This window comes from Flagellimonas zhangzhouensis (assembly GCF_900102925.1).
GTDB classification, from domain to species: domain Bacteria; phylum Bacteroidota; class Bacteroidia; order Flavobacteriales; family Flavobacteriaceae; genus Flagellimonas; species Flagellimonas zhangzhouensis.
Genome location: NZ_FNKI01000002.1, coordinates 869453 through 892575, shown reverse-complemented (window position 1 = coordinate 892575; position 23123 = coordinate 869453). Strand labels below are relative to the sequence as shown.

Below are 23123 nucleotides of genomic sequence, written 5' to 3'. Positions count from 1 at the left end.
TTAATGCCCAATCATGCGGATTGACATTATTACTGTTCTGCCCGAACTTCTTAAAAGTCCTTTCGAGGCCTCAATTTTAAAACGAGCCATTGAAAAAGGATTGGTAGAAGTGCATTTTCACAATTTAAGGGATTATACCACCAACAAATACAAACAGGTGGATGACTACCAATTTGGAGGTGGCGCTGGTATGGTGATGATGATCGAACCTATTGATAAGTGTATCTCTCAACTTAAATCAGAACGAGATTACGATGATGTCATTTATATGACTCCTGATGGGAACACGTTGAACCAAAGTATCGCTAACGGATTATCCTTAAAAGAAAACTTGATCATTCTTTGTGGACATTATAAAGGAGTAGACCAACGAGTTCGGGATATGCATGTAACCAAAGAAATTTCAATTGGGGATTATGTGTTGTCAGGTGGTGAATTGGCGGCAGCTGTCGTATGTGATGCAGTAATCCGATTGATTCCTGGGGTATTGAATGATGAAACCTCTGCTTTGACCGACACCTTTCAAGATAATTTATTGGCACCACCTGTTTACACTCGACCAGCAGAATACAAGGGAATGGAAGTGCCCGAAATCTTATTGAGCGGTAACTTTCCAAAAATTGAAAAATGGCGAGAAGAACAGGCTTTGGAACGTACCAAAGCTCGTAGGCCTGACCTATTGGAATAAAAAAGTGGCAATTAGCGCCAAAAAGCTAAAAAACATCTTGCCCAAACTAAATATTGTATTACTTTTGCAATCTCAAAATCAACCTCTGACGAGATACGTGAAAGTTGATTCTGTATAAAACGCTAAAAAACAAAGAGATGGAATCCTTAATAAAATTTGTTGAAGACGAATTTGTTCCAAAAAAAGAATTTCCAAAATTTTCTGCAGGTGATACCATCACCGTGTATTACGAAATTAAGGAAGGTGAAAAAACTCGTACCCAGTTCTTTAGAGGAGTTGTAATCCAAAGAAGAGGTAGTGGTGCCACTGAAACCTTCACCATTCGCAAAATGTCAGGTACTGTTGGTGTGGAAAGAATTTTCCCAGTAAACATGCCAGCTTTGCAAAGAATCGAAGTAAACAAAAAAGGTAAAGTACGTAGATCTAGAATCTTCTACTTTAGAGGTCTTACTGGTAAAAAGGCCCGTATCAAAGAAGTTAGAGGATAAACATCCTTCCAAACTAGAAGAAAAGCACCCAAAATGGGTGCTTTTTTTATGAACAATTGTTAACAACCACGGTTCATATCCTGTTGATTTTTAAAACGTTAAAAAGCTTTGGAATTCCCTTGCATTGTAGTATTTTAGTAAGACAAATATGATTGTGATACCATCACACAGTGTTTGTCTTTAAAGTTGACGTTCTTTAAAACCATGAATTCCCTTTAAATTGGTAACACTACTGATCACAAAAGGAATTTCAAAACGAAAGTGATTTAGGTCAAATTCGAGGAGAAATAATAAATTTTATGTGCGGGCAGAAGAGCAATTTTTTGTCTTGATAAAATTTAGGAATTCACTGGGATAGCTTTGTAAAATGCAGTTTAGTTGAGAGATTAAAATCAATATGCAAAGTAAACGTCGAAAGGAATCGAGAACAATCAATGATTGTTTGGTTTTGTAGCAATACAAAGAAAACTTGATTCTATTCTGAAAGCCATATCTAAGTGCAAACATAGATATGGCTTTTGTTTTTTAACAAATTCCCTCCCAAAAGCATTACTTTTAGTCACTTCCATTCGTTCTTCACCGTCCATAAATCGTATATTTGCAACCGCTCAAACAAATACATTTAAATGGCTAAACTTTATTATACCAAAACAGATGAGGCTCCCGCCTTAGCAACATTATCTTTCTTACCCATTGTTAAATCGTTTACCGAAACCGCCAATATCGAAGTAGAGACCAAAGACATTTCATTGGCTGGTAGAATTGCAGCAATTTTTCCTGAATTGTTGACCGACGACCAAAAAGTTTCTGACGACCTATCCATTTTGGGTGAACTTGCCAAAACTCCAGAGGCAAACATTATCAAATTGCCCAATATCAGTGCTTCCATTCCGCAGTTGAAAGAAGCCATAAAAGAATTACAACAAAAGGGATACAACCTACCCGATTACCCAGATGAGCCTAAAACTGATGAAGAAAAAACCATCAAGGCCAAATACGACAAAGTAAAAGGAAGTGCTGTAAACCCAGTATTGCGTGAGGGAAACTCTGACCGTAGAGCTCCAAAAGCAGTGAAAAATTACGCCAAAGCCCACCCACACTCCATGGGTGCTTGGTCTTCGGATTCCAAAACCCACGTGGCCACCATGTCACACGGTGATTTTAAATCCAACGAAAAATCTATTACCCTTTCTGACGTAGATACCGTAAAAATTGTGTTGGAAAGCAACGGTGGCACCACCATTTTAAAAGATGGACTTGCCTTGCAAAAAGGAGAGATCATCGATGCTACTGTAATGAGCAAAAAAGCATTGGTGGAATTCTTGACCAAGGAAATTGCTGATGCCAGAGAAAAAGGATTGTTACTTTCCTTGCACTTTAAAGCGACCATGATGAAGGTTTCCGACCCAATTATCTTCGGTCATGCCTTGGAGGTATATTTCTCCGAATTGTTCAAAAACTACGGAGATACCTTCCAAAAATTAGGAATCAACCCAAATAATGGTTTGGAAACTCTTTTGGACAAAATCGGTGAGCTTCCAGAAGCAGAACACAAAGAAATCGAAGCAGCCATCAAAGCTAGCATCGACAACGGACCAGATTTGGCCATGGTAAATTCTGATAAAGGGATTACTAACCTACATGTACCGAGTGATGTGATCATTGATGCATCTATGCCTGCCATGATCAGAAATTCTGGTAAAATGTGGGACAAGAATGGTGAATTGCAAGATACCAAAGCCATTATTCCAGATAGCAGCTACTCTGGTGTGTACCAAGCCACCATTGATTTTTGTAAAGAAAATGGTGCTTTCGACCCAACAACCATGGGAACTGTTCCCAATGTTGGTTTGATGGCCCAAAAAGCCGAAGAATACGGTTCTCACGATAAAACTTTCGAAATCGAATCTGCAGGAACCGTAAAAGTGGTGAATGCTGCTGGCGATACTTTGATTGAGCACAGCGTGGAAGAAGGAGATATCTGGAGAATGTGCCAGGTTAAAGATGCTCCCGTTCAGGATTGGGTAAAATTGGCCGTTTCCCGTGCTAGAGCAACTGGTGATCCAGCCGTTTTCTGGTTGGATGCCGAAAGAGGACACGATGCCGAATTGATTAAGAAAGTAAACGTTTACTTAAAAGACCACGATACTTCTGGATTGGATATTCAAATCCTATCCCCTATTGAAGCGACCAAGTACACCTTGAAGCGTATGAAAGAAGGTAAAGACACTATTTCTGTTTCTGGAAATGTGTTGCGTGATTACTTGACCGACCTATTCCCTATTTTGGAAGTGGGAACCAGTGCGAAAATGCTTTCCATTGTTCCTTTGATGAATGGTGGTGGTCTATTTGAAACAGGTGCTGGTGGTTCTGCTCCAAAACACGTAGAGCAATTTTTGGAAGAAGGTCACTTGCGTTGGGATTCTTTAGGTGAATTCTTGGCCCTTGCCGTTTCTTTGGAGTTCTTCAGTGAAAAGAACAACAACAAAAAGGCACAAGTTTTGGCTGAGGCCTTGGATAAAGCCACGGAAGAGTTCTTGAACAAGGATAAATCCCCATCAAGAAAAGTAAACGAATTGGATACCAGAGGAAGTCACTTCTACCTATCGCTTTACTGGGCCGAGCAATTGGCCAAGCAAGACGAAGATGCAGAATTGAAAGCTGTATTCGGTAAAGTATATGAAGCCATGTCTTCCAATGAGGAGAAAATCGCTCAAGAATTGATCGATGCTCAAGATTCACCTGTGGATATCGGAGGTTATTACCTACCTAATCCAGAAATGGCATCTAAAGCCATGCGCCCAAGTGCAACATTGAATGCGATTCTTGATGCCATATAAGAATTAAGATTACAAAGTAATTATAGAAACAGTGGGACTCGATTTTATCAAGTCCCACTTTTTTTAACCTTATTTCAACCCATATAAACTTTCATCCTGTTATTTTTGAACTGAGAATAAACACATCAATCAAATGTCTCATAAATACCTTGTTGTATTCCTTGCCTGTATTGGGCATTTTTTTATGCTCCAAGCCCAAGAAAAGTTCACGCTGAGCGGTACCATTTCCGAAGAAGCTAGTAACGAAACCTTAATTGGAGTATCCATTGTAATTCCTGAACTCAAAACAGGCGCCATTACCAACGAATATGGATTTTACTCCATCACCTTGCCCAAAGGGCAATATCAAATCGTGGTGAGTTATCTCGGTTTTCAAGAAATTGTGGAAACCATTGACTTGCAAGGCAACCTTAAAAAAGATTATCAGCTGACCGAAAAAACCCAAGAGCTCGAAGAAGTGGTTTTGGTAGATGACGTAGAGCGATTGGATATCCGAAAACCCCAAATGAGCGTAAATACCTTGGGCGCTCAAACCATCAAAGAGATTCCAGTGGTGTTGGGAGAAGCGGATGTTATCAAATCCTTGACCCTGTTACCTGGAGTGAGCAACGGTGGAGAAGCTTCATCGGGATTCAATGTTCGTGGAGGTGCCGCGGATCAAAACTTGATTCTTTTGGATGAAGCTACGGTGTTCAACTCCTCCCACCTTTTTGGTTTCTTTTCCGTTTTTAATCCAGATGCCATTAAGGATGTGAAATTATTTAAAGGTGGAATTCCCTCCCGATATGGAGGTAGGGTGTCTTCTGTACTGGAAATTTTTCAAAAAGAAGGGAACAGCAAGGAAATTAAAGTCAATGGGGGGATTGGTGCCGTAGCCAGCAGACTTCTGATTGAGGGGCCCATTCAAAAAGACAAAACTGCCTTTTTAATTGGAGGTCGAGCCTCTTATGCCCATTTGTTCTTAGCATTGGCTGGTGAAGAAAACAAGGCCTACTTCTACGACCTGAACACCAAGATCAACCATAAAATCAACGAAAACAACAACATTTACCTATCTGGATATTTTGGACGTGACCTGTTCAATATCAGCGATGCGTTTGTAAATGTGTACGGAAATGCCGTAGGCAATTTTAGATGGAACCACTTGTTTTCCGATAGATTGTTCTCCAACCTTTCCCTTATTTACTCAGATTACTTTTACGGTTTAGAGCTTGATTTTGTGGGATTTGAATGGGATTCAGGCATTCAAAACTTTAATGTAAAGTATGACCTGAAACACTACCTGAACAACAAACTCCAACTAAATTACGGGCTGAATAGCATCTACTACGTTTTCAATCCAGGGAAGATTATTCCCAATAGTCCTGATTCAGGTATTGTTGAGGAGCAGCTCACAAAAAAATATGCGAATGAGAATGCGGTGTATGTTGACATCGAACATGAAATCACCAGCAACCTCAGCATGGAATATGGGTTAAGGTTGAGTCATTTTAACCGCATGGGACAAGATGAGTTTTATGTGTACCAAAATGATAGCCCAGTGGATTTTGACCCATCCGCCCAAGTATATCGAGAAGGAACACCTATTGATACCATAAATCCAGGACGTGGCGGATCCATGGAGGCGTATTTTAATTTTGAGCCTAGAATCAGTATGTCGTACACCTTTAACGAAAACAATTCCATCAAGGCCAGCTATACTAGAATATCACAATACCTCCACTTGCTTTCCAACACCAACTCCCCTACTCCTTTAGATGTTTGGACGCCAAGCGGCCCCTTTGTAAAGCCACAACTACAAGATCAATATGCTGTTGGCTATTTTAGAAACATTAATCAGGGGGATTACAACTTTGAGACAGAAGCATTTTATAAGGACCTACAAAATAGGATAGATTATATCGACGGGGCCAATCTGATTGCCAACAATGCCATTGAGCAGGTTATTTTAAACGGACAGGCACGAGCCTATGGGTTGGAGTTTTTGTTACGAAAGAATAGCGGACGGTTTAAAGGTTGGTTGTCTTACACCCTTTCAAAATCCGAACAGCGTACCCCTGGCAGAACCGAACAGGAAACAGGCATCAACTTTGGTGAGTGGTACAACACCCCATATGACAAAACCCACGACCTTGCTATTAATGGTAGCTTCGATGTAAACGAAAAATGGAAATTCAATGCAAATTTCATCTACCAAACAGGACAACCGACCAATTATCCCATAGGTCAATTTGAGTATGAGGGCTTACAAGTTCCCTATTACGGGTTGCGCAACAAAGAACGTCTGCCTGCTTATCACCGAATGGATATTTCAGCAGTACTTACGCCCCTACGGAACAAACGAAAGAAAGTGCAGTCCGAGTGGGTGTTTAGCATTTACAACGTGTATGGACGAAAAAATGCAGCTTCGATCAATTTTAGGGAAAATGAAGACACGGGAAGAAACGAGGCGATTCGGACTTCCATTTTCGGTATTATCCCATCCGTAACCTACAACTTTAAATTTTAGTGTGATGCAAAAAGAATTGATATACTTTCTGATGTTTTTGTTCCTAGTATCATGCGAGGACGTTATTGAAGTGGATTTACCCGAAGTTGAAACTCGATTGGTAGTTGATGGCCTTTTAAGGGTTGATAAAGATCAAGAATTTATCGACGTCCGTTTGACCCTGCGAGAAACCAGCAATTTCTTTGAAGAAAATCAGCCTACCCAAGTGGAGAATGCCGTCATCTATTACGGAACCCTGAACGAAAACAACACATTCGAAACGGTTTCCACTTCACAATTGGTTGAAGAAACACCTGGAACAGGCATTTATGTTCCCGATGCCAATTTTGGAACAGACCAACGGATTCCCACCAGTGCTGCGGAACCTGAAGTGACCTTTATTCTACAACTGACCCACAATGGTAAACAGTATTATGCCCAGACCCAATATGCGCCAACGGTTCCCGTTGATAATTTGGAGCAAGGAGACAGTAATTTATTCGGGGATGATGAAACAGAAGTGATTGTAACCTTTACAGATGCTCCCAATGAGGATAATTATTTTGTTTTTGACTTTATGAACAGTGAATATCAAGTGGTAGAGGACACTTTCTTTAAAGGTCAGCAATTTCAATTTTCGTACTTCTACGATGACCAATTGGAGGCAGGACAAGAAATTACCGTAAGTATCATGGGGGCCACCAAAGAATATTATGATTTCATGAGCTTGATCCTACAACAAACTGGTGGCAATGGTGGGCCATTTCAAACACCTGTCGCCACGGTAAAGGGCAATGTTTTTGATATTACAGATATAGGTAATGTTGAAGTTTTAGAACCTGATACCGAAACTAATGGTTATGCATTGGGGTATTTTGGTGTGGTCCAAGTTTACTCAAGCAACTTGCTTATTGAATAATCCTAAAGGATTACATACAAAATAGTTATAACCAAAATCCCAACTATCCCTTGAAATAAAGTTCCGAGGGTATGCCCACGTAAAGCTGTTTTTACATTGATGTTGGAAAACTGGGAAACCACCCAAAAATAACTGTCATTAATATGGGAAACGGTCATTGCTCCAGCTCCAATGGCCAATACGGCCAAAGCTTTATCTGTTATGGACACCAAACCAAAAGTTTCCAAAAGGGGTGCAATAATGGCTGATGTGGTAATAATGGCTACAGTTGATGAACCTTGAGCTGTTTTCAAAACTGCTGAAATCACAAAAGCAATCAACAGACCTCCCAATCCTGTGCTCGATTCCAAATTGATGATGGAAGCCACATCCATGGTGCGCAATATGGCACCAAAAGCACCGCCTGCGCCTGTTATCAAAACAATGGCACCAGCTTGTTTGAATGCTTCAGCTACCCAACCTTGCTTTTCTTCCGAAGTAAAGCCCTTACCCAATGAAAATGCAAAGAAAACCCCCATCAACAAAGCAATAATAGGGCTACCTAAAAAGTCTAAGGTTTTGAACACCCAGCCCTCACCCAAAGGGTGAGTAGGATAATTAACGAGTGATTTCAATGCAATAAGCACAATAGGCACCAATAAAGGCAGAAATGCATTTAAAGGCTTCACTTTAGATACTACTTCCTCCTTTTCCACTGCTGCTTCTTTGGTTTCATTTTCCTTCAAAGACTTTCCAATAAAACGCGCCCAAACATATCCTGCAATCGAAACTGGAATGGCTACTGATAGACCCAAGATTAAAACCAAACCCAAGTCGGCATCCAAAATCGCTGCTGCGGCTAAAGGCCCAGGGGTAGGCGGCACAAACACATGTGCCGAATACAATCCTGTGGCCAATGCAATGGCAAAAACCAAAGCAGGAATTCCTGTTTTTTTACTAATTGCCTTATTTAACGATGAAAGAATAATGTATCCCGAATCACAATACACAGGAATAGAAATAACAAATCCAGCCAAGTTTATGGCCAAAGGGGAACGCTTTAATCCGATTACTTTTAAAATGCTATTGGCCAGCACCTGAGTACTTCCCGTTTTTTCCAAATAAATACCGATTACCGTACCAAAAGCAATCACCAAACCTATTCCAGATAAGGTTTTGCCAAATCCATCTCCAATAGTGGCCATGATTTCTTGGGGAGACAATCCCAACAAAAAACCAGAGGCTACGGCAGCAATGGTCAACGAAAAAATGGGGTGCATTTTAAATTTTACGGTAGCAATAACGATAAATGCGACTACCGCTGCCAATATGAGTAGTTCCATGGTTAATTTTTGTGCTTTATCCCCTAAATATAAGCTAATATTCCTACTTTGGTCCTATGAGACGAACAGACAAAGATCTTCTGGTAAAAGGCATAAAATCGTTCGGATTTACAGTTTTGGCCATGTTCATGGGTCCTTTTTTAATCTACCAAGCATTTAAAAATGAGGGACACCCTTTTTACTGGCCAGTTTTGATTCTAGGTATTATCTGCGCCATATCGGCCATTTATTTAGGCTTCAGGTCCGTCGGGATTGTTATGGAGGCCCTATTTGGAAAGAAAAACGAGAATTAGTCCTCTTTCGGAGGTGGATTGCTCTTCCATTTATTGGACAATTGGGCATAATCGTAGTCCAACACAGATTTTTGACGCGCTAATTTATTGGCAGCAAAGGCACGTTGCAGAATATCTTCAATCAAATAATCTTCGTGAACCGTTTCGGGAAGAAATTCCTCTTTCAAACTAATTTTGAACATGCTTGCGGTGGTATTGTACCAAAAGGCCCGCCATCCGCTACGCAATTCCTTTACCAAATCAAAAGCCGTAGTTCCCGTTTGTCTATGAATCAATTTCACCAAAATCTGACCCTCTGTTCGGGTGAGCTTTTTAAGTTCTTCGGAAAATTCACCCTCAATATATTTCTGGACCTTTTTAGTATATTTTTTTTGATGTCGACGCTTTGTAATGTGTTGTAGACTATCGTTTAACTCCACCAATCGTTCCGCAGCCAACTTCGCATATGGATAAACTTTTTGGGTTTTTCTGCGCAAGATCAAATAACGCAGTCTTTCATTCTTATCTGCAAACTCCAACTTACCAAAAATGAAGACTTCTTCAAGTTCAATGGAACTCAACAAAACGGAATCCCCTTCAAACCGAACATAATACTCCTCCACCGAGTCCTTTGGCACAAACAGCGAATCGTTTTCCTTCACCTGTGCATAACCAAGTGTGAAAATTAAAAGGGAAGCGATAAAAACACCTTTCCGAAACATGTTAGTTTTTGTTCAAAAGTCTTGCCAAATGTAAATATAATGGTATGATTTGGTTATTAAATAAAAGTGAATATTCTTAAGTTTGCTTATTAAATAATACACATGGCAAAAGATAAAATCATTAACGAAAAGTCCCTTGAGTTTTTAGAAAAATACCTAAACAATCCATCTCCTACGGGATATGAATGGGAAGGTCAGAAAATTTGGATGGACTATATAAAACCTTATGTAGACGAATTTATCACGGACACCTACGGCACTGCTGTGGCCGTTATCAATCCAGAAGCCAAATACAAAGTGGTTATCGAGGGGCATTCCGATGAAATTTCATGGTATGTCAACTATGTGACCGATGATGGATTACTTTATGTTATCAGAAACGGAGGTAGTGACCATCAAATTGCACCTTCCAAATGGGTGGATATCCATACGAAAAATGGCATTGTGAAAGGTGTTTTTGGATGGCCAGCGATTCACACTAGAGACAAAGCCAAAGAGGAATCTCCAAAATTGGACAATATTTTTATTGATATTGGTGCCAAGGACAAAGAAGAAGTCGAGAAAATGGGCGTTCACGTAGGATGTGTGATCACCTACCCGGATCAATTCCATATTTTGAACAAGGACAAGTTTGTTTGTCGTGCTTTGGACAACAGAATGGGTGGTTTTATGATTGCTGAAGTGGCCCGTTTGTTGAAAGAGAACAAAAAAGAGCTTCCTTTTGGATTATATGTCACCAACTCAGTTCAGGAAGAAATTGGACTTAGAGGTGCGGAAATGATCACTCAGACCATTAAGCCGAACGTTGCCATTGTTACCGATGTGTGCCATGATACCACAACCCCAATGATCAACAAAAAGACCGAGGGCGAAACCAAAATCGGTGCTGGTCCTGTGATTTCCTATGCTCCTGCCGTACAGAACAAATTGCGTGAGCGCATCCTTGAAACTGCGGAAGCGAATGAAATTCCATTCCAACGTAATGCTTCATCTCGCTACACGGGAACGGATACCGATGCATTTGCTTATAGCAACGGAGGTGTGGCGTCTGCATTAATTTCATTGCCTTTACGCTATATGCACACCACGGTGGAAACGGTTCATAAAGATGATGTGGAAAACGTGATTCGTTTGATTTATCAGACCTTATTGAACATTAAAGACGGAGAAACATTTAGTTATTTTGATTAACTAGACTCGTCTATCCATTTTAAAATAAATTTAAGTCACCTTGAAATTTCTTTGGGGTGACTTTTTTTTATCTTTAGAAAACTATGGATGAACTAGTGGACATATTGGATGAGCAAGGGAATCGAACAGGAAAAACTTGTTTAAAATCGAAGGCACACCAAAAGGGATTGCTCCACCCCACCATTCATGTTTGGCTCTACACTCCTGATGGTCGGGTTCTGATCCAACAACGAGGAAGGCACAAGGACACGCACCCGTTGCTTTGGGATGTTTCTGTAGCTGGACATATTGGAGCGGGCGAAGATGTAAAAACCGCAGCAGTCCGCGAAGTGGCCGAAGAAGTCGGTTATTCCGTAAACAAAGATGATCTAGAACCCATCGGCACTTTTAAGGCGATTCACAAAATAGCAGATAATTTTATTGATGCCGAACTGCACCATATTTTTTTGTGCAAGTTGAATACCTCAGTTCAAAACCTAACTAAACAAGAAAGTGAAGTGGAAGATTTGGATATAATCCCCCTATTTAAGTTTGCAGAAGAAACTTGGGGATTGGCCAATTCGGCCAAATACGTGCCCCACGGCCCTACCTACTACAAAACGATAGTAAAAGAGATTAAAAAGCGGATTTGATGCTTTCGGCAAAAGAAGCTGCATCATCCAAAGAATAGGCTTGCTGGTTTCCTGTTTTCATGTTTTTTACCACAAAATTGCCATTGGTCAATTCTTGTTCGCCCAACAGAATGGTATAAGGAACCCCTCTTTTATCTGCATATTTGAATTGTTTGTTCATTTTGGCATCCGTTGGATACAAATCGGCACGTAACCCAGCCTTTCTAAGCGCTGAAACCAGTTTTAACGAAGCCAAACCTTCTTGTTTGCCAAAGTTCAGGCATAGCACATCCAATGCAATATCCAAACTATCTGGAAACAGGTTCAATTCTTCCAAAACCAAATAAATACGGTCCAGTCCAAAAGAAATACCTACGCCACTCACATCTTTAAGGCCAAAAATACCAGTTAGATCATCGTAACGACCACCACCACCGATGGAACCCATTTGTACCCCCTCTGGAGCAGCCACTTCAAAAATGGCACCTGTATAATAATTTAATCCACGGGCCAAGGTCACATCCAATTGTAATTTGGCAGATTGCAACCCAAGAACATCTACAGTTGTGATTATTTCTTCCAATTCCGCAACCCCATGCATTCCTGCTTCGGATTCAGCCAAAATGGATTTTAGTTTTTCCAATTGTTCTGCTGCAGTACCAGTCATTTCGAACAAAGGTTGAGCCTTGGTAATGGCTGCTTCCGAAATTCCCTTTTCCAGCATCTCTGTCTTTACCTTCTCCTCGCCTATTTTGTCCAACTTGTCCAACGCCACGGTAAAATCGACCAACAAATGCTTGGCTCCTATAACTTCCGCAATTCCAGAAAGTATTTTGCGGTTGTTGATTTTAATGGTGGTTCCTTTCAATCCTAAATCAGTGAAAACAGCATCATACAACTGCACAAACTCCACTTCTTGCAACAGACCATTGGCACCAACCACATCGGCATCACATTGGTAAAACTCACGAAAACGTCCTTTTTGGGGACGGTCGGCACGCCAAACAGGCTGAATCTGATATCTTTTGAATGGGAAATCAATTTCGTTTTGGTGCATTACCACATAACGTGCAAAAGGCACGGTAAGATCGTAGCGCAATGCCTTTTCTGAAATCTTAGGCGTAAGCGAAGCTGAATTCTTGGAACTATAGGTCACATCATCCACCTTGGAGATAAAATCACCAGAATTCAAGATTTTAAAAATCAAACGGTCGCCCTCATCACCATATTTACCCATTAAGGTCTCTGAATTTTCAAAAGACGGAGTTTCAATCGGCATGAAACCAAAGGTTTCAAAATGCTTTTTTATGGTTTGGATGATATAGTTGCGCTTGGCCACCTCTGCAGGTGAAAAATCTCGTGTTCCTTTAGGTATGGATGGTTTTTGTGCCATGTAGTGTAAAATTCTCGTGCAAATATAAGGGGTTTGCTAATTGTATGAAGTTAGGTTTCCGTCATTTCGAACGAATGTGAGAAATCTAATGCTGCTTGAGATTTCTCGTCGCTCATATTTCGCTCTGTCGAAATGACAAAAATTTATGATTGTCATACTGAATGAAGTGAAGTATCCATACAAATAATCGAAGATTAGATTCTTCAATCGCTTTGCTCTTTCAGAATGACATAAGTATTGCGCTTGTACTTGAACCTTGAACTTAATTACTCCATAATCTGCTCAAACCACTGATACAAATCGCCTTTGGTTATCACCGCTCCTTGTTTTATGATTTCGAACTTATCCAAATTCTTATCCTCGCCATACGCCTTGGAAGCAGTTAGGTATTCCACAAAATCCGATTGGAAGTTACGTTTGAACCAGCCAAAACCTTCTTGGGTTCGTAAATCGATTTCAGGATTCATCACTTTTACAGAGAAGAGTTTCATCTCTTTATCCGTTAAATGAAACAGGTGCATGTGACGCTCGGATATGTTTTCCAAGTATTCCACTTTGTTCAACACACCTTCCCAAATCAAATCACTAAACACATCGATTTCTTCTTCGGCCACCTCGGGTTTTTCCTCCTTTAAGGTTTTCCATTCCTCTGCCGTAATGGATTGGGTCGCTAAAAAGTTGATGAACTCTGGGTGCAGTTCTTCCAATTGTTCTTTAGAAAGTCTTTTGTACTTCATGATATAAAATTAATAGACTTGCTTAAATCCTGATTTTGTAAAACAAAAAGAGAGCTATGCACGCATAGCCCTCCTTAATATCCAAATACTTATTAAAGTATCTTAATTTGCTTCAGCAACTACTTCGAATGGGAATTCAACGATTACCTCTCTGTGTAGTCTGATGATTGCTTCGTAAGGACCAACCCTTTTGATAGCTCCACCTTTAATGCTGATGAATTTTCTTTCGATTTGGTGACCTTCTTTGTCCAAAGCAGCGGCCAAATCAATATTGGTCACAGATCCAAACAATTTATCTCCTGCTCCTGCTTTAGCAGCAATACGGATTTCCAATTGTTTAAGTGCTTCGGCAATTTTAGTTGCCTCGTCGATTATTTTCTTCTCTTTATGAGCTCTTTGTTTCAGGTTTTCGGCCAAAACTTTTTTGGCAGATGGAGTAGCCAATGAGGCCAAACCTTGAGGAATCAAAAAGTTTCTACCGTAGCCGTTCTTTACGGAAACGATATCATCTTTAAATCCCAAATCCTGTACATCTTCTTTTAGAATAAGTTCCATGCTTCGGTATTTTTTATTTCAACATATCGCCAACGTATGGCATTAACGCTAGGTGACGGGCACGTTTAACGGCCTGTGCCACTTTTCTTTGGTATTTCAAAGAAGTACCTGTAAGTCTACGAGGAAGTAATTTTCCTTGCTCGTTTACCAACTTCATCAAGAAATCTGGGTCTTTGTAATCGATATACTTGATACCAGACTTTTTGAAACGACAATACTTCTTTTGTTTATTGGTCTCAATGTTCAACGGGGTCAAATATCTGATTTCCCCGTCTTTTTTAGATTTTGCTTGTTGCTCTATGGATGCCATACCCTTATGCGTTTGCTTTTAGTTTGTTTCTTCTCTTCTCTGCCCAAGCAATTGCGTGCTTGTCCAGTCTAACGGTTAGAAAACGCATAATGCGCTCATCTCTTCTAAACTCAGTTTCGTAAGGCTCGATTACCTCACCTGGAGCTGTAAATTCGAACAAGTGGTAAAATCCACTTTTCTTGTGCTGAATGGGATAGGCCAATTTTTTAAGTCCCCAGTTTTCTTTGGAGACCATTTTGGCACCATTCTTAATCAAGAAATCCTCAAACTTCTTGACTGTTTCCTCTATCTGAGTCTCAGACAGAACGGGATTCAAAATGAAAACAGTTTCGTAATGGTTCATTATATATTATTTTTAAAGGAGTGCAAAATTAGTAATATTTCTTTCACCCTGCAAGAAAACCAAAAAAACTTCGTTTAAATTCTGATAGTTATCAACAATTAATAACCCATTAACCTAAATAACACATACGGCAATTTACACAACAAAATAGACCATGTTTACATCTTTTGTTGCTCTTAAACGGGTTTTTTATGTAATTTGCCGATGATTTAAAACCCTACAAATCACCCCATTCTATGAAATTAAAAAGTATAATTGTAGACGATTCTTCCATGCAGCGCATGGCTGTTGCGAAATTGGTCAACAATCATCCACACCTAGCTTTGGTTGCAGAGTACAGCAATGCCATTGAAGCAAAGAATGGCCTGAAAAACCACGAAATCGACCTTATCTTTTTAGATGTTGAAATGCCGATCATTAGTGGTTTTGACCTTTTAGAGGCCCTAGAGAACCCACCACAGGTTATTTTGATCACAGGAAAACCTGACTATGCACTTAAAGCTTTTGACTACGACGTAACCGATTATCTTCACAAACCAATCACTTTGGCCCGTTTTGAAGCCTCTGTAAAAAGAGCTGTTTCCAAATACGAGCAAATGAACCGTGTTGATGAAGACGAAGAACATATTTTTGTGAAGAGCAACCTTAAAAAACGTAAGGTGATCCTTAACGACATCAAATGGATCGAGGCATTGGGCGATTACATTAAATTGGTGACAGACGAAGCCAATATCGTAATCCTATCCACCATGAAATCTTTCGAAAAGCAATTGCCTGCCGAAAAATTTCTACGAATCCATAAATCTTATATTGTGAATCTGGAGAAGATTGAGAAATTCAACAGTAAAAATGTTGAAGTAGGGGGCAGACAGATTCCTTTGAGTAGAAACAAAAAGACTGAGTTGGCCGAAGCGCTGGCAAACGTATAATTACATTTTATATGTGGTCCACATTGTAGACCAGTCTTACACTTTTATACTTGGAAATAGCATTAAAGGATTTTTCAATTCTTTTAATGCTATTTTTTGTTTGCGCCAACGGCTGTTTTCTAGGGAGTTTTATCAGGATGTTCTTTAAATAATCCCTTCGGATACGCGCCACGGGGGGATATTCTGGCCCCAAAATTTGATTTCCCAATACATTTCGCAACGAGCCTGCCAACCAATCGGAAGCTTCGTTCAATTTATTGTAATCCTTATCCTTTAACGTAATTTTGATGAGTCGCACCAAAGGTGGGTATTTAAACTGCTCCCTTTCGTAAAACTGCTCCTCAAACATTTTATCGTAATTATTGGTGGTGACTTGCTGCAATATTTGGTGGTACGGATTGTAGGATTGAATAAGCACCTTGCCTCTTTTCTGGGTACGCCCTGCCCTACCCGCCACCTGGGTCAACATCTGAAAACTGCGTTCATGGGCTCTATAATCTGGAAAATTCAACATGGAATCAGCATTCATAATGCCCACCAAACTCACATTTCTAAAATCGAGACCCTTGGTTACCATTTGGGTGCCAACCAAAATATCCATTTCTTGATTTTCAAAGGCTGAAATGATTTTTTCATAGGCATATTTGCCGCGAGTGGTATCCAAATCCATGCGACCCACCTTAATTTCAGGAAACAATTGCCCCAATTCTTCCTGAATCTGCTCCGTTCCAAATCCTTTTTTATCCAATGTATTGCTTCCACAGGCCAAACACGCTTGTTGTAGCGCCATGTGATAGCCACAATAATGGCAACGCAATTGGTTTCTATGTTGATGAAAGGTGAGGCTCACATCACAATTAGGACATTGGGCCACGTGTCCACAAGTGGTGCACTCCACTACAGGTGCAAATCCCCTCCTATTTTGAAAAAGAATAATTTGTTCACCCTCCTCCAATGCTTCGGTGATGGCTTTGATCAATGTTTCCGAAAAATGCCCTTTCATCTTCTTTTTTCGGGTGGCTTCCTTAATATCGACCAGATTAATCTCGGGCATCAACACATCACCATATCTATATTTAATAGTAGCATAGCCGTACTTATCTGTTCTAGCATTATACATGCTTTCTATACTTGGGGTTGCAGAGCCCAAAATAATATTGGCCTTGTGCAATGCGGCCAACACTACCGCAGCATCGCGTGCATGATAACGTGGAGCTGGGTCAAACTGTTTAAAGGAATTCTCATGTTCCTCATCGACCACCACCAACCCTAAATTGGAAAATGGTAAAAACAAGGAAGAACGGGCACCGATTACAATTTGAGCCTTTCCTTCATTTTTCAATACATTGTTCCAAACCTCCACCCTTTCATGAATACTATATTTGGAATGGTAAACCGAAACTTGCTCCCCAAAATAATGCTGCAATCGATTAATTAATTGTGAGGTAAGGGCTATTTCAGGCAAGAGATACAATGCTTGTCTTCCCTCTTCCAAACACTTTTGAATCAGTTTTACATATACTTCTGTTTTTCCAGCAGAAGTAACCCCGTGCAGCAATACAGGTTTATCTTCTTCAAATCCTTGATTAATATCTTCAAGTGCCTTAGCCTGATGTTCATTCAAGTTGATGGTTTTGGCATCTTCTGAATCCCCCTCAAATTCCACTCTATCTTTTCTAATGTGGTATTCTTCCAGCACATTTTTATCAATCAAAGCTTTGATCACCGCTTTGGAACTCCCACTCTCCTTTTCCAAATCAGAAATTGGAATGGGTTTAGAGTTTTTTGCCTTTAACTGAAATAAGGACAAAACCACTTGACTTTGTTTTGGTGCTCGGGTAAGTTCATTCAATAAATCGGCCAATTGGGCCTCATCTTCATATTGATCGGAAAGTTTTACATAACGAACCATTTTGGGCTTGTACTGCTCATAAAGTTCTTCTTTTTGCAATATCACCCCTTTGTATACCAATGTATTGATAAGCTTCAAAACATTTTTCCTATCCACAATATCGCACACTTCAGATATTTTTAATGCGGATTGATGTTGCAGTGCTTCGTACACCAAAAACTCATCATCTTTTAGTTCCATTTCGTCCACTTCCGCATTTTTGTTGGGCAAAACCAAGGTTTCACTCTCCAATAAAAAAGCAGTGGGCAGGGCACTTCGGATGACCTCGCCCAAAGTGCACATATAATAATCGGCCAACCAATGCCAATGTTTTAGTTGAATGGCAGTTACGACAGGTTGTTCATCCAGAATTTGAAAGATTTCCTTGGCTTCATAGGCTTGCGGAGCCTCTTCGTGAATGCGATAAGCCAATCCTGTATAGATTTTGGATTTACCAAACGGTACGGCCACACGCATACCTGCCTGAATAAAATCCGCTTCATCTGAAGTGATTTTATAGGTGAAAAGTTTTTCTAACGGAATGGGCAGGACTACATCCAAAAAATATTCCATACACTATTTCTCTACTACCCTATGCCATGTTTGAGTTCTATGCAAAAATGCCAAATACCCTCTAACTTTCAATTGATTTTCATTGTCTTCATCCAACCAGACCTTTCCCCTAAATGTCATGGCCTGTTCTGGATCAAACAGACTATCACCTTTATAGATACCATCCTTTTGCTCCTCAAAATCTTGCATAATTTTCATTCCAAGGATGGGTTTATCCTTTTGTTCCCCTTCACATTTGGTGCACAGTGCTCCTTTTTTTCCCTCTTCCAAAATCTCAACAACCTTCGCATGCATTAAGCCATCTTCCTCGTAGATTTCAATGATGGCCTTGTTCACCCCGTTTCGGTCATCAATAGTTTTCCACTTACCAAAAACGGATTGCGACCAGGTTATCTGACACAACAAAAAGCATATCAAATAGATCCAATTATTCCTCATTTTGCTTCTTTTCATGTCGTTTTTTTAAGGAGTTTAATGTGGCATTTAATTCAAACCCAAGTAACAAAATATTTGAATTGAGCCAAATAAATACCATTAATATTAACAAGCCCCCCAATGCACCGTACAATTCGTTGTAGCGAGCAAACTTATCTACATACACACCAAACAAATATGAAGTGAGTAAAAACAAAAGCGTTGTCATTAAAGCCCCTGCAGAGAAAAATCGGGCTTTTCTACCCTCTGCCGTTCCAAAATAATACAGTGTGGCAGTAGTTAAGTAAGATAAAAACAAAAAGAATAGCACTTTGGCTATTTGAATGCCCACTGCATCGCCTTTCTCCACATCGTAACCCAAAGTTTTGCCTAAGTATTCACTGGTGTACTCCACAATATAGAACTCGAAATACACAAAAGCAACCGCTCCAATAATCAATAAAATGGAAAGAATCAATCCCACCATTAAGGCATAAGCGTACTGTCTAAAAAAGTTTCGGGTCAACTGTACATGATAAGAATATTCAAACCCTCCAAAAATGGCATTCACTCCATTGGCCACTAAAAAAATGGACAATATAAAAGCGGAGGACAACAATCCGCCTTGCTTTTGATCTTTAATCTGTTGGTAAATATCACCGAAATAATCACTGGTTGCGGATGGTAAAAAGGATTCCAAAAAGTCTAAAAATTGGGCGTCAAAGTTTTCATTCCCAACACTCACGTAGGGTATGATGAAGGGAATCAAAGTCACCATAAAAATAATGAGCGGAAAAAGCGCCATAAACAAGCTAAAGGCAATGGAACTCGCTCGTGTGGACAGCGCCCCTTCAACCACGCCCACAACATACATTTCAATCAGATCATAGAAAGAGAGTCCTTCAAAAGCTTTTAGCTTTATGTTTTTTAACAACCGTACAATCCAATTGACGACGGGTATTTTTTCCAACTGCTCTTCTATGGCTGCAGACATTTACACGGCTTTTAAACTTAGGTCCATATTATAAACGGAATGGGTTAATGCACCTGAGGAAATATAGTTCACACCACATTCGGCATATTTTCGAATGGTATCTTCGGTGATTCCGCCTGAAGATTCGGTGAGGCATTGGTCTCCTATTTTTTGGACGGCTTCGCGAGTTTCATCGTAATCAAAATTATCGAGTAGAATACGGTAGACGCCTCCTGCTTTTAAAATTTCATCGACTTCTTTCAAGTCCCTTGCCTCGACAATAATTTTTAGATCTTTACCCTGTTCCGCTAAATAATCTTTTGTTTTTTGAATGGCTTTGGAGATACCTCCTGCAAAATCAATATGATTGTCCTTTAGCATAATCATATCATAAAGAGCAAACCTATGGTTCTCTCCTCCTCCAATTTTCACTGCCCATTTTTCCAAGGCTCTAATCCCTGGCGTAGTTTTTCGAGTATCCAAAATTTTCGTGTCCGTACCATCCAAAATGGAAACAAAATCATTGGTTTTGGTCGCAATGGCACTCATACGCTGCATGGCATTGAGCACTAAACGTTCCGCTTTTAATATACTTTGAGAGCTTCCCTCCACATAAAAGACCACATCGCCGTATTTTACTTTATCACCATCTTCTATTAGGACTTCTACCTTTAATTTGGGATCGACATAATCGAAAACCATTTTAGCAAAATCCACTCCTGCAATTATGCCTTCGTCTTTTACCAATAGTTTAGCCTTCCCCTTTGCCGATTCAGGAATACAGGCTAAGGAACTATGATCGCCATCACCAACATCTTCGCGTACGGCGTTGGCAATGATTAAATTAAGTTCATTTTGAAATTGTTCTTCAGATATCATTCCCTAGGGCTTTTAACGAAAATAAGAAAACATTGTTCCTTGTCCATACCTTGGGCATGCTTAATTTTTGAGTGGAATCAATTATTTTTGAACATGCAGATTACCTTACTCGCCATTGGAAAAACCGATAAGTCTGAACTTGAAGAACTTATATCCGTTTATGAAAAGCGGTTGAAGCATTATGTGAAGTTTCAAATGGAAATTATTCCTGATATAAAAAACAGAAAAAATCTTTCCGAAGCCCAACAAAAAGAAAAGGAGGGTGAATTGATTTTAGCCCAGCTACAACCCACGGATACCTTGATCTTGTTGGATGAAAAAGGAAAACAGTACACTTCAATGGATTTTGCGCAGTTCCTTCAAAAACAAATGAACAGTGGCATTAAAAACTTGGTTCTTGTAATTGGAGGACCCTATGGTTTTAGCGATGCAATTTATGCCAAAAGCTCAGGCAAGATCAGTCTATCCAAAATGACCTTTTCCCACCAAATGATTCGGTTGTTCATTGTAGAACAGATTTATAGAGGCTTTACCATATTACGAAACGAGCCTTATCATCATCAGTAATTAGATACTAGACCGCTGCGCATTTAGACATTAGAACCAAGACAATCTTGGCTCCAAGGCATCCGTTCTTCTAGTAAAGTACCCTAAACTTAATGGTGTTCTCGATTTTCTTAAGGGCTTTGATTACATCTTTGTTGTATTCTTTATCCAAATCGGTGATCACATAACCTACTTCGCTATCCGTAGACAAGAACTGTCCCGTAATGTTCAAACCATATTTTGCCAATACCTCATTGATTTTGGCCATGATGCCAGGTACATTTTTATGGATGTGCAAGAATCGGTGTGCCTTGTTCTGTTTTGGCAAACGAATATTAGGGAAGTTAACGGCATCAACGGTATTTCCGTTATTGATGTAATCCATGATTTTATTCGGAACAAAATCCGCGATGTCGCGCTGTGCTTCTTCGGTACTTCCACCAATGTGAGGGGTAAGAATCACATTTGATAAGCCTTGCAACGGAGTTTCAAACTCGCCATTGCTTCTTGGCTCCACTGGGAAGACATCCACAGCGGCACCACCCAATTTCCCGCTTTTTAGGGCTGCTGCCAAAGCATCAATATCTACCACAAAACCACGTGAAAGATTGATAAGCTTGGCGCCAGTTTTCATCTGGTTGATTTCACGCTCACCGATAAAGTTCTTATTGGCCTTATTGTCATCTACGTGAAGCGTAACCACATCAGCAACAGACAACAAATCTTCCAAAGTATTGCATTTAATCGCATTTCCAATAGCCAATTGGTCATCCACATCATAATAATAAACTTTCATCCCCATGGCCTCGGCCAAAACGGACATTTGTTTTCCTATGTTTCCATAACCAACAATACCCAAGTTTTTACCGCGAACTTCTTGGGAACCAGCTGCAGTTTTATTCCATTCACCATTGTGAATCTCCATGCTACGTGGAAAAATACTTCTCATCAACATGATGATGTGTCCAACGGCAAGTTCCACTACTGAACGGGTGTTACTGTAAGGTGCATTGAAAACCACTACCCCTTTCTTTTTGCTGTATTCCAAATCGATTTGGGTGGTTCCGATACAAAATGCACCTACCACCAATAATTTATCTGCAGCATCCAATACCTTTTGGGTCACTTGGGTCTTGGAACGGATTCCGAGTACGTGAACGCCTTTGATGCGTTCTATAAGTTCGTCTTCGGAAAGACTGGTCTTGATCAATTCCACTGAAAAACCTTCTTCCGATAGATTTTCGAAAGCAGCGGTGTGCACATTTTCCAGTAATAATATTTTAATTCTGTTCTTAGGGTATGATAGGTTTCTTGGCAAATCGTTCACAAATAAAAATTCATCTAGGTTAGGTGCTACGTGGTCAGCATTTTTAGCTGCTTTGTCACGGTGCACATTTTCAGTGTAGGCGAAAAATTTATGGGCAATTCCAGCCTCACGCATTACATAATCGCTATAGCCGTCGCCAATCACTTGAACTTCGCCTTCCAAATCCAAGTTTTTTAAGCATTCTATTTTTCCGTTGTGGGCCGCCAACACATTTTTCTCGTCAAAGCCAATGATGTTACCGTCAGCATCAAACTTAAAGGTATTGGCATATACGCGGTCGGAGGGAATATTATATTCTTCAACAATAGGATCAATAAATTCTTTGAATCCGCAGGAAATCACATAGATATCCTCTGAATACTTATGGAAGAATTCTTTATTTGTGGCTATGGATTTTGAAATCTTTTGGCGCAATTCCACCACCAAATCTTGCAAATCTTCCTTGTTTGCACTCAACAAACGGATTCTTCGCTCCAATGATTCGGTGAAAGAAATATCCCCATCAATCCCCAAATTGGTGATTTTCTGGATTTCGGCCACAATCTCTTCCCTTTTCGGATTGTCCTGTAGCGTCATTTCCGCTAGCACATCCAATGCCTCAACCCTAGTTAGGGTGCTATCAAAATCGAAAACATATTTACGTCCTGTTGCCACCATGATCCGCGTAAAAAATTAAGGGGTAAAATTAAACATAAATTCCATCCTTATAATC

22 protein-coding genes are annotated in these 23123 nt (G+C 40.0%); 10 read left to right on the top strand and 12 right to left on the bottom strand.

The window, feature by feature from the left end:
- Positions 1 to 13: 13 nt before the first annotated feature.
- From trmD to BLQ18_RS10865, 5 genes are all read left to right on the top strand, one after another.
- A complete protein-coding gene (gene trmD, locus BLQ18_RS10885) occupies positions 14 to 688 on the top strand; it encodes a tRNA (guanosine(37)-N1)-methyltransferase TrmD (RefSeq protein WP_090295434.1) in 675 nt (224 codons plus the stop codon).
- A gap of 137 nt (positions 689 to 825) precedes the next feature.
- Positions 826 to 1176, top strand: a complete 351-nt coding sequence (gene rplS, locus BLQ18_RS10880) for a 50S ribosomal protein L19 (RefSeq protein ID WP_090295430.1) — start codon at positions 826 to 828, stop codon at positions 1174 to 1176.
- Positions 1177 to 1802: 626 nt separating this feature from the next.
- A complete protein-coding gene (locus BLQ18_RS10875) occupies positions 1803 to 4016 on the top strand; it encodes an NADP-dependent isocitrate dehydrogenase (protein ID WP_090295427.1) in 2214 nt (737 codons plus the stop codon).
- Positions 4017 to 4149: 133 nt separating this feature from the next.
- Complete coding sequence (locus tag BLQ18_RS10870) at positions 4150 to 6525, top strand: TonB-dependent receptor (protein WP_090295423.1); 2376 nt, start codon at positions 4150 to 4152, stop codon at positions 6523 to 6525.
- A 4-nt stretch (positions 6526 to 6529) separates the two neighbouring features.
- The gene (locus BLQ18_RS10865) at positions 6530 to 7423 is read left to right on the top strand and encodes a DUF4249 family protein (RefSeq protein ID WP_090295420.1); all 894 of its coding nucleotides are present in this window, start codon (positions 6530 to 6532) and stop codon (positions 7421 to 7423) included.
- Between the two features lie 2 nt (positions 7424 to 7425).
- On the opposite strand, the gene BLQ18_RS10860 is transcribed toward BLQ18_RS10865, so the two are convergent.
- Positions 7426 to 8745 carry a GntP family permease gene (locus BLQ18_RS10860; RefSeq protein ID WP_090295417.1) on the bottom strand — a complete coding sequence of 440 codons (1320 nt, stop codon included), beginning with the start codon at positions 8743 to 8745 and terminating at the stop codon, positions 7426 to 7428.
- Positions 8746 to 8801: 56 nt separating this feature from the next.
- Here BLQ18_RS10860 and BLQ18_RS10855 point away from each other — a divergent pair, with 56 nt between their 5' ends.
- On the top strand, positions 8802 to 9038 hold the full coding sequence (locus BLQ18_RS10855) for a DUF6095 family protein (RefSeq protein WP_090295412.1): 237 nt from the start codon (positions 8802 to 8804) through the stop codon (positions 9036 to 9038).
- Here BLQ18_RS10855 and BLQ18_RS10850 read toward each other — a convergent pair.
- Positions 9035 to 9739 (bottom strand): DUF4294 domain-containing protein, encoded by a 705-nt coding sequence (locus BLQ18_RS10850; protein WP_090295409.1) that lies wholly within the window; start codon positions 9737 to 9739, stop codon positions 9035 to 9037. The genes BLQ18_RS10855 and BLQ18_RS10850 overlap by 4 nt on opposite strands.
- A 102-nt stretch (positions 9740 to 9841) precedes the next feature.
- Between BLQ18_RS10850 and BLQ18_RS10845 the strand changes: the two genes are divergently transcribed.
- Entirely contained in the window at positions 9842 to 10930 is a 1089-nt protein-coding gene (locus BLQ18_RS10845; RefSeq protein WP_090295405.1) for a M42 family metallopeptidase, read from the top strand.
- Positions 10931 to 11013: 83 nt separating this feature from the next.
- On the top strand, positions 11014 to 11562 hold the full coding sequence (locus BLQ18_RS10840) for an NUDIX hydrolase (RefSeq protein ID WP_090295401.1): 549 nt from the start codon (positions 11014 to 11016) through the stop codon (positions 11560 to 11562).
- On the opposite strand, the gene hisS is transcribed toward BLQ18_RS10840, so the two are convergent.
- The 5 genes from hisS to rpsF form a co-directional block, all read right to left on the bottom strand.
- Complete coding sequence (gene hisS / locus BLQ18_RS10835) at positions 11546 to 12934, bottom strand: histidine--tRNA ligase (protein WP_090295396.1); 1389 nt, start codon at positions 12932 to 12934, stop codon at positions 11546 to 11548. The genes BLQ18_RS10840 and hisS overlap by 17 nt on opposite strands.
- A gap of 266 nt (positions 12935 to 13200) precedes the next feature.
- Positions 13201 to 13671, bottom strand: coding sequence for a DUF6495 family protein (locus BLQ18_RS10830; RefSeq protein WP_090295392.1), 471 nt, complete (start codon positions 13669 to 13671; stop codon positions 13201 to 13203).
- A 102-nt stretch (positions 13672 to 13773) separates the two neighbouring features.
- Complete coding sequence (gene rplI / locus BLQ18_RS10825; protein ID WP_090295388.1) at positions 13774 to 14226, bottom strand: 50S ribosomal protein L9; 453 nt, start codon at positions 14224 to 14226, stop codon at positions 13774 to 13776.
- A 13-nt stretch (positions 14227 to 14239) separates the two neighbouring features.
- Positions 14240 to 14536: a 30S ribosomal protein S18 gene (rpsR, locus tag BLQ18_RS10820; protein ID WP_055392375.1), complete on the bottom strand. Its 297-nt coding sequence runs from the start codon at positions 14534 to 14536 to the stop codon at positions 14240 to 14242.
- A gap of 4 nt (positions 14537 to 14540) precedes the next feature.
- Positions 14541 to 14879, bottom strand: coding sequence for a 30S ribosomal protein S6 (gene rpsF / locus BLQ18_RS10815; protein ID WP_090295384.1), 339 nt, complete (start codon positions 14877 to 14879; stop codon positions 14541 to 14543).
- Positions 14880 to 15115: 236 nt separating this feature from the next.
- Here rpsF and BLQ18_RS10810 point away from each other — a divergent pair, with 236 nt between their 5' ends.
- Entirely contained in the window at positions 15116 to 15808 is a 693-nt protein-coding gene (locus BLQ18_RS10810; protein WP_090295380.1) for a LytR/AlgR family response regulator transcription factor, read from the top strand.
- Positions 15809 to 15815: 7 nt separating this feature from the next.
- On the opposite strand, the gene priA is transcribed toward BLQ18_RS10810, so the two are convergent.
- The 4 genes from priA to nadC are packed head-to-tail and all read right to left on the bottom strand — an operon-like array spanning position 15816 to position 20538.
- Positions 15816 to 18272: a replication restart helicase PriA gene (gene priA / locus BLQ18_RS10805; RefSeq protein WP_090295377.1), complete on the bottom strand. Its 2457-nt coding sequence runs from the start codon at positions 18270 to 18272 to the stop codon at positions 15816 to 15818.
- Positions 18273 to 18275: 3 nt separating this feature from the next.
- A complete protein-coding gene (locus BLQ18_RS10800; RefSeq protein WP_090295373.1) occupies positions 18276 to 18725 on the bottom strand; it encodes a DUF2147 domain-containing protein in 450 nt (149 codons plus the stop codon).
- The gene (locus BLQ18_RS10795) at positions 18700 to 19680 is read right to left on the bottom strand and encodes a YihY/virulence factor BrkB family protein (protein WP_090295369.1); all 981 of its coding nucleotides are present in this window, start codon (positions 19678 to 19680) and stop codon (positions 18700 to 18702) included. The genes BLQ18_RS10800 and BLQ18_RS10795 overlap by 26 nt, the downstream gene beginning before the upstream one ends.
- Positions 19681 to 20538, bottom strand: a complete 858-nt coding sequence (nadC, locus tag BLQ18_RS10790; RefSeq protein ID WP_090295364.1) for a carboxylating nicotinate-nucleotide diphosphorylase — start codon at positions 20536 to 20538, stop codon at positions 19681 to 19683. It abuts the gene before it with no gap.
- Between the two features lie 93 nt (positions 20539 to 20631).
- Here nadC and rlmH point away from each other — a divergent pair, with 93 nt between their 5' ends.
- Complete coding sequence (rlmH, locus tag BLQ18_RS10785; RefSeq protein ID WP_090295359.1) at positions 20632 to 21105, top strand: 23S rRNA (pseudouridine(1915)-N(3))-methyltransferase RlmH; 474 nt, start codon at positions 20632 to 20634, stop codon at positions 21103 to 21105.
- A 70-nt stretch (positions 21106 to 21175) separates the two neighbouring features.
- Here rlmH and serA read toward each other — a convergent pair whose 3' ends face one another.
- Positions 21176 to 23068: a phosphoglycerate dehydrogenase gene (gene serA / locus BLQ18_RS10780; RefSeq protein WP_090295354.1), complete on the bottom strand. Its 1893-nt coding sequence runs from the start codon at positions 23066 to 23068 to the stop codon at positions 21176 to 21178.
- Between the last annotated feature and the right edge of the window lie 55 nt (positions 23069 to 23123).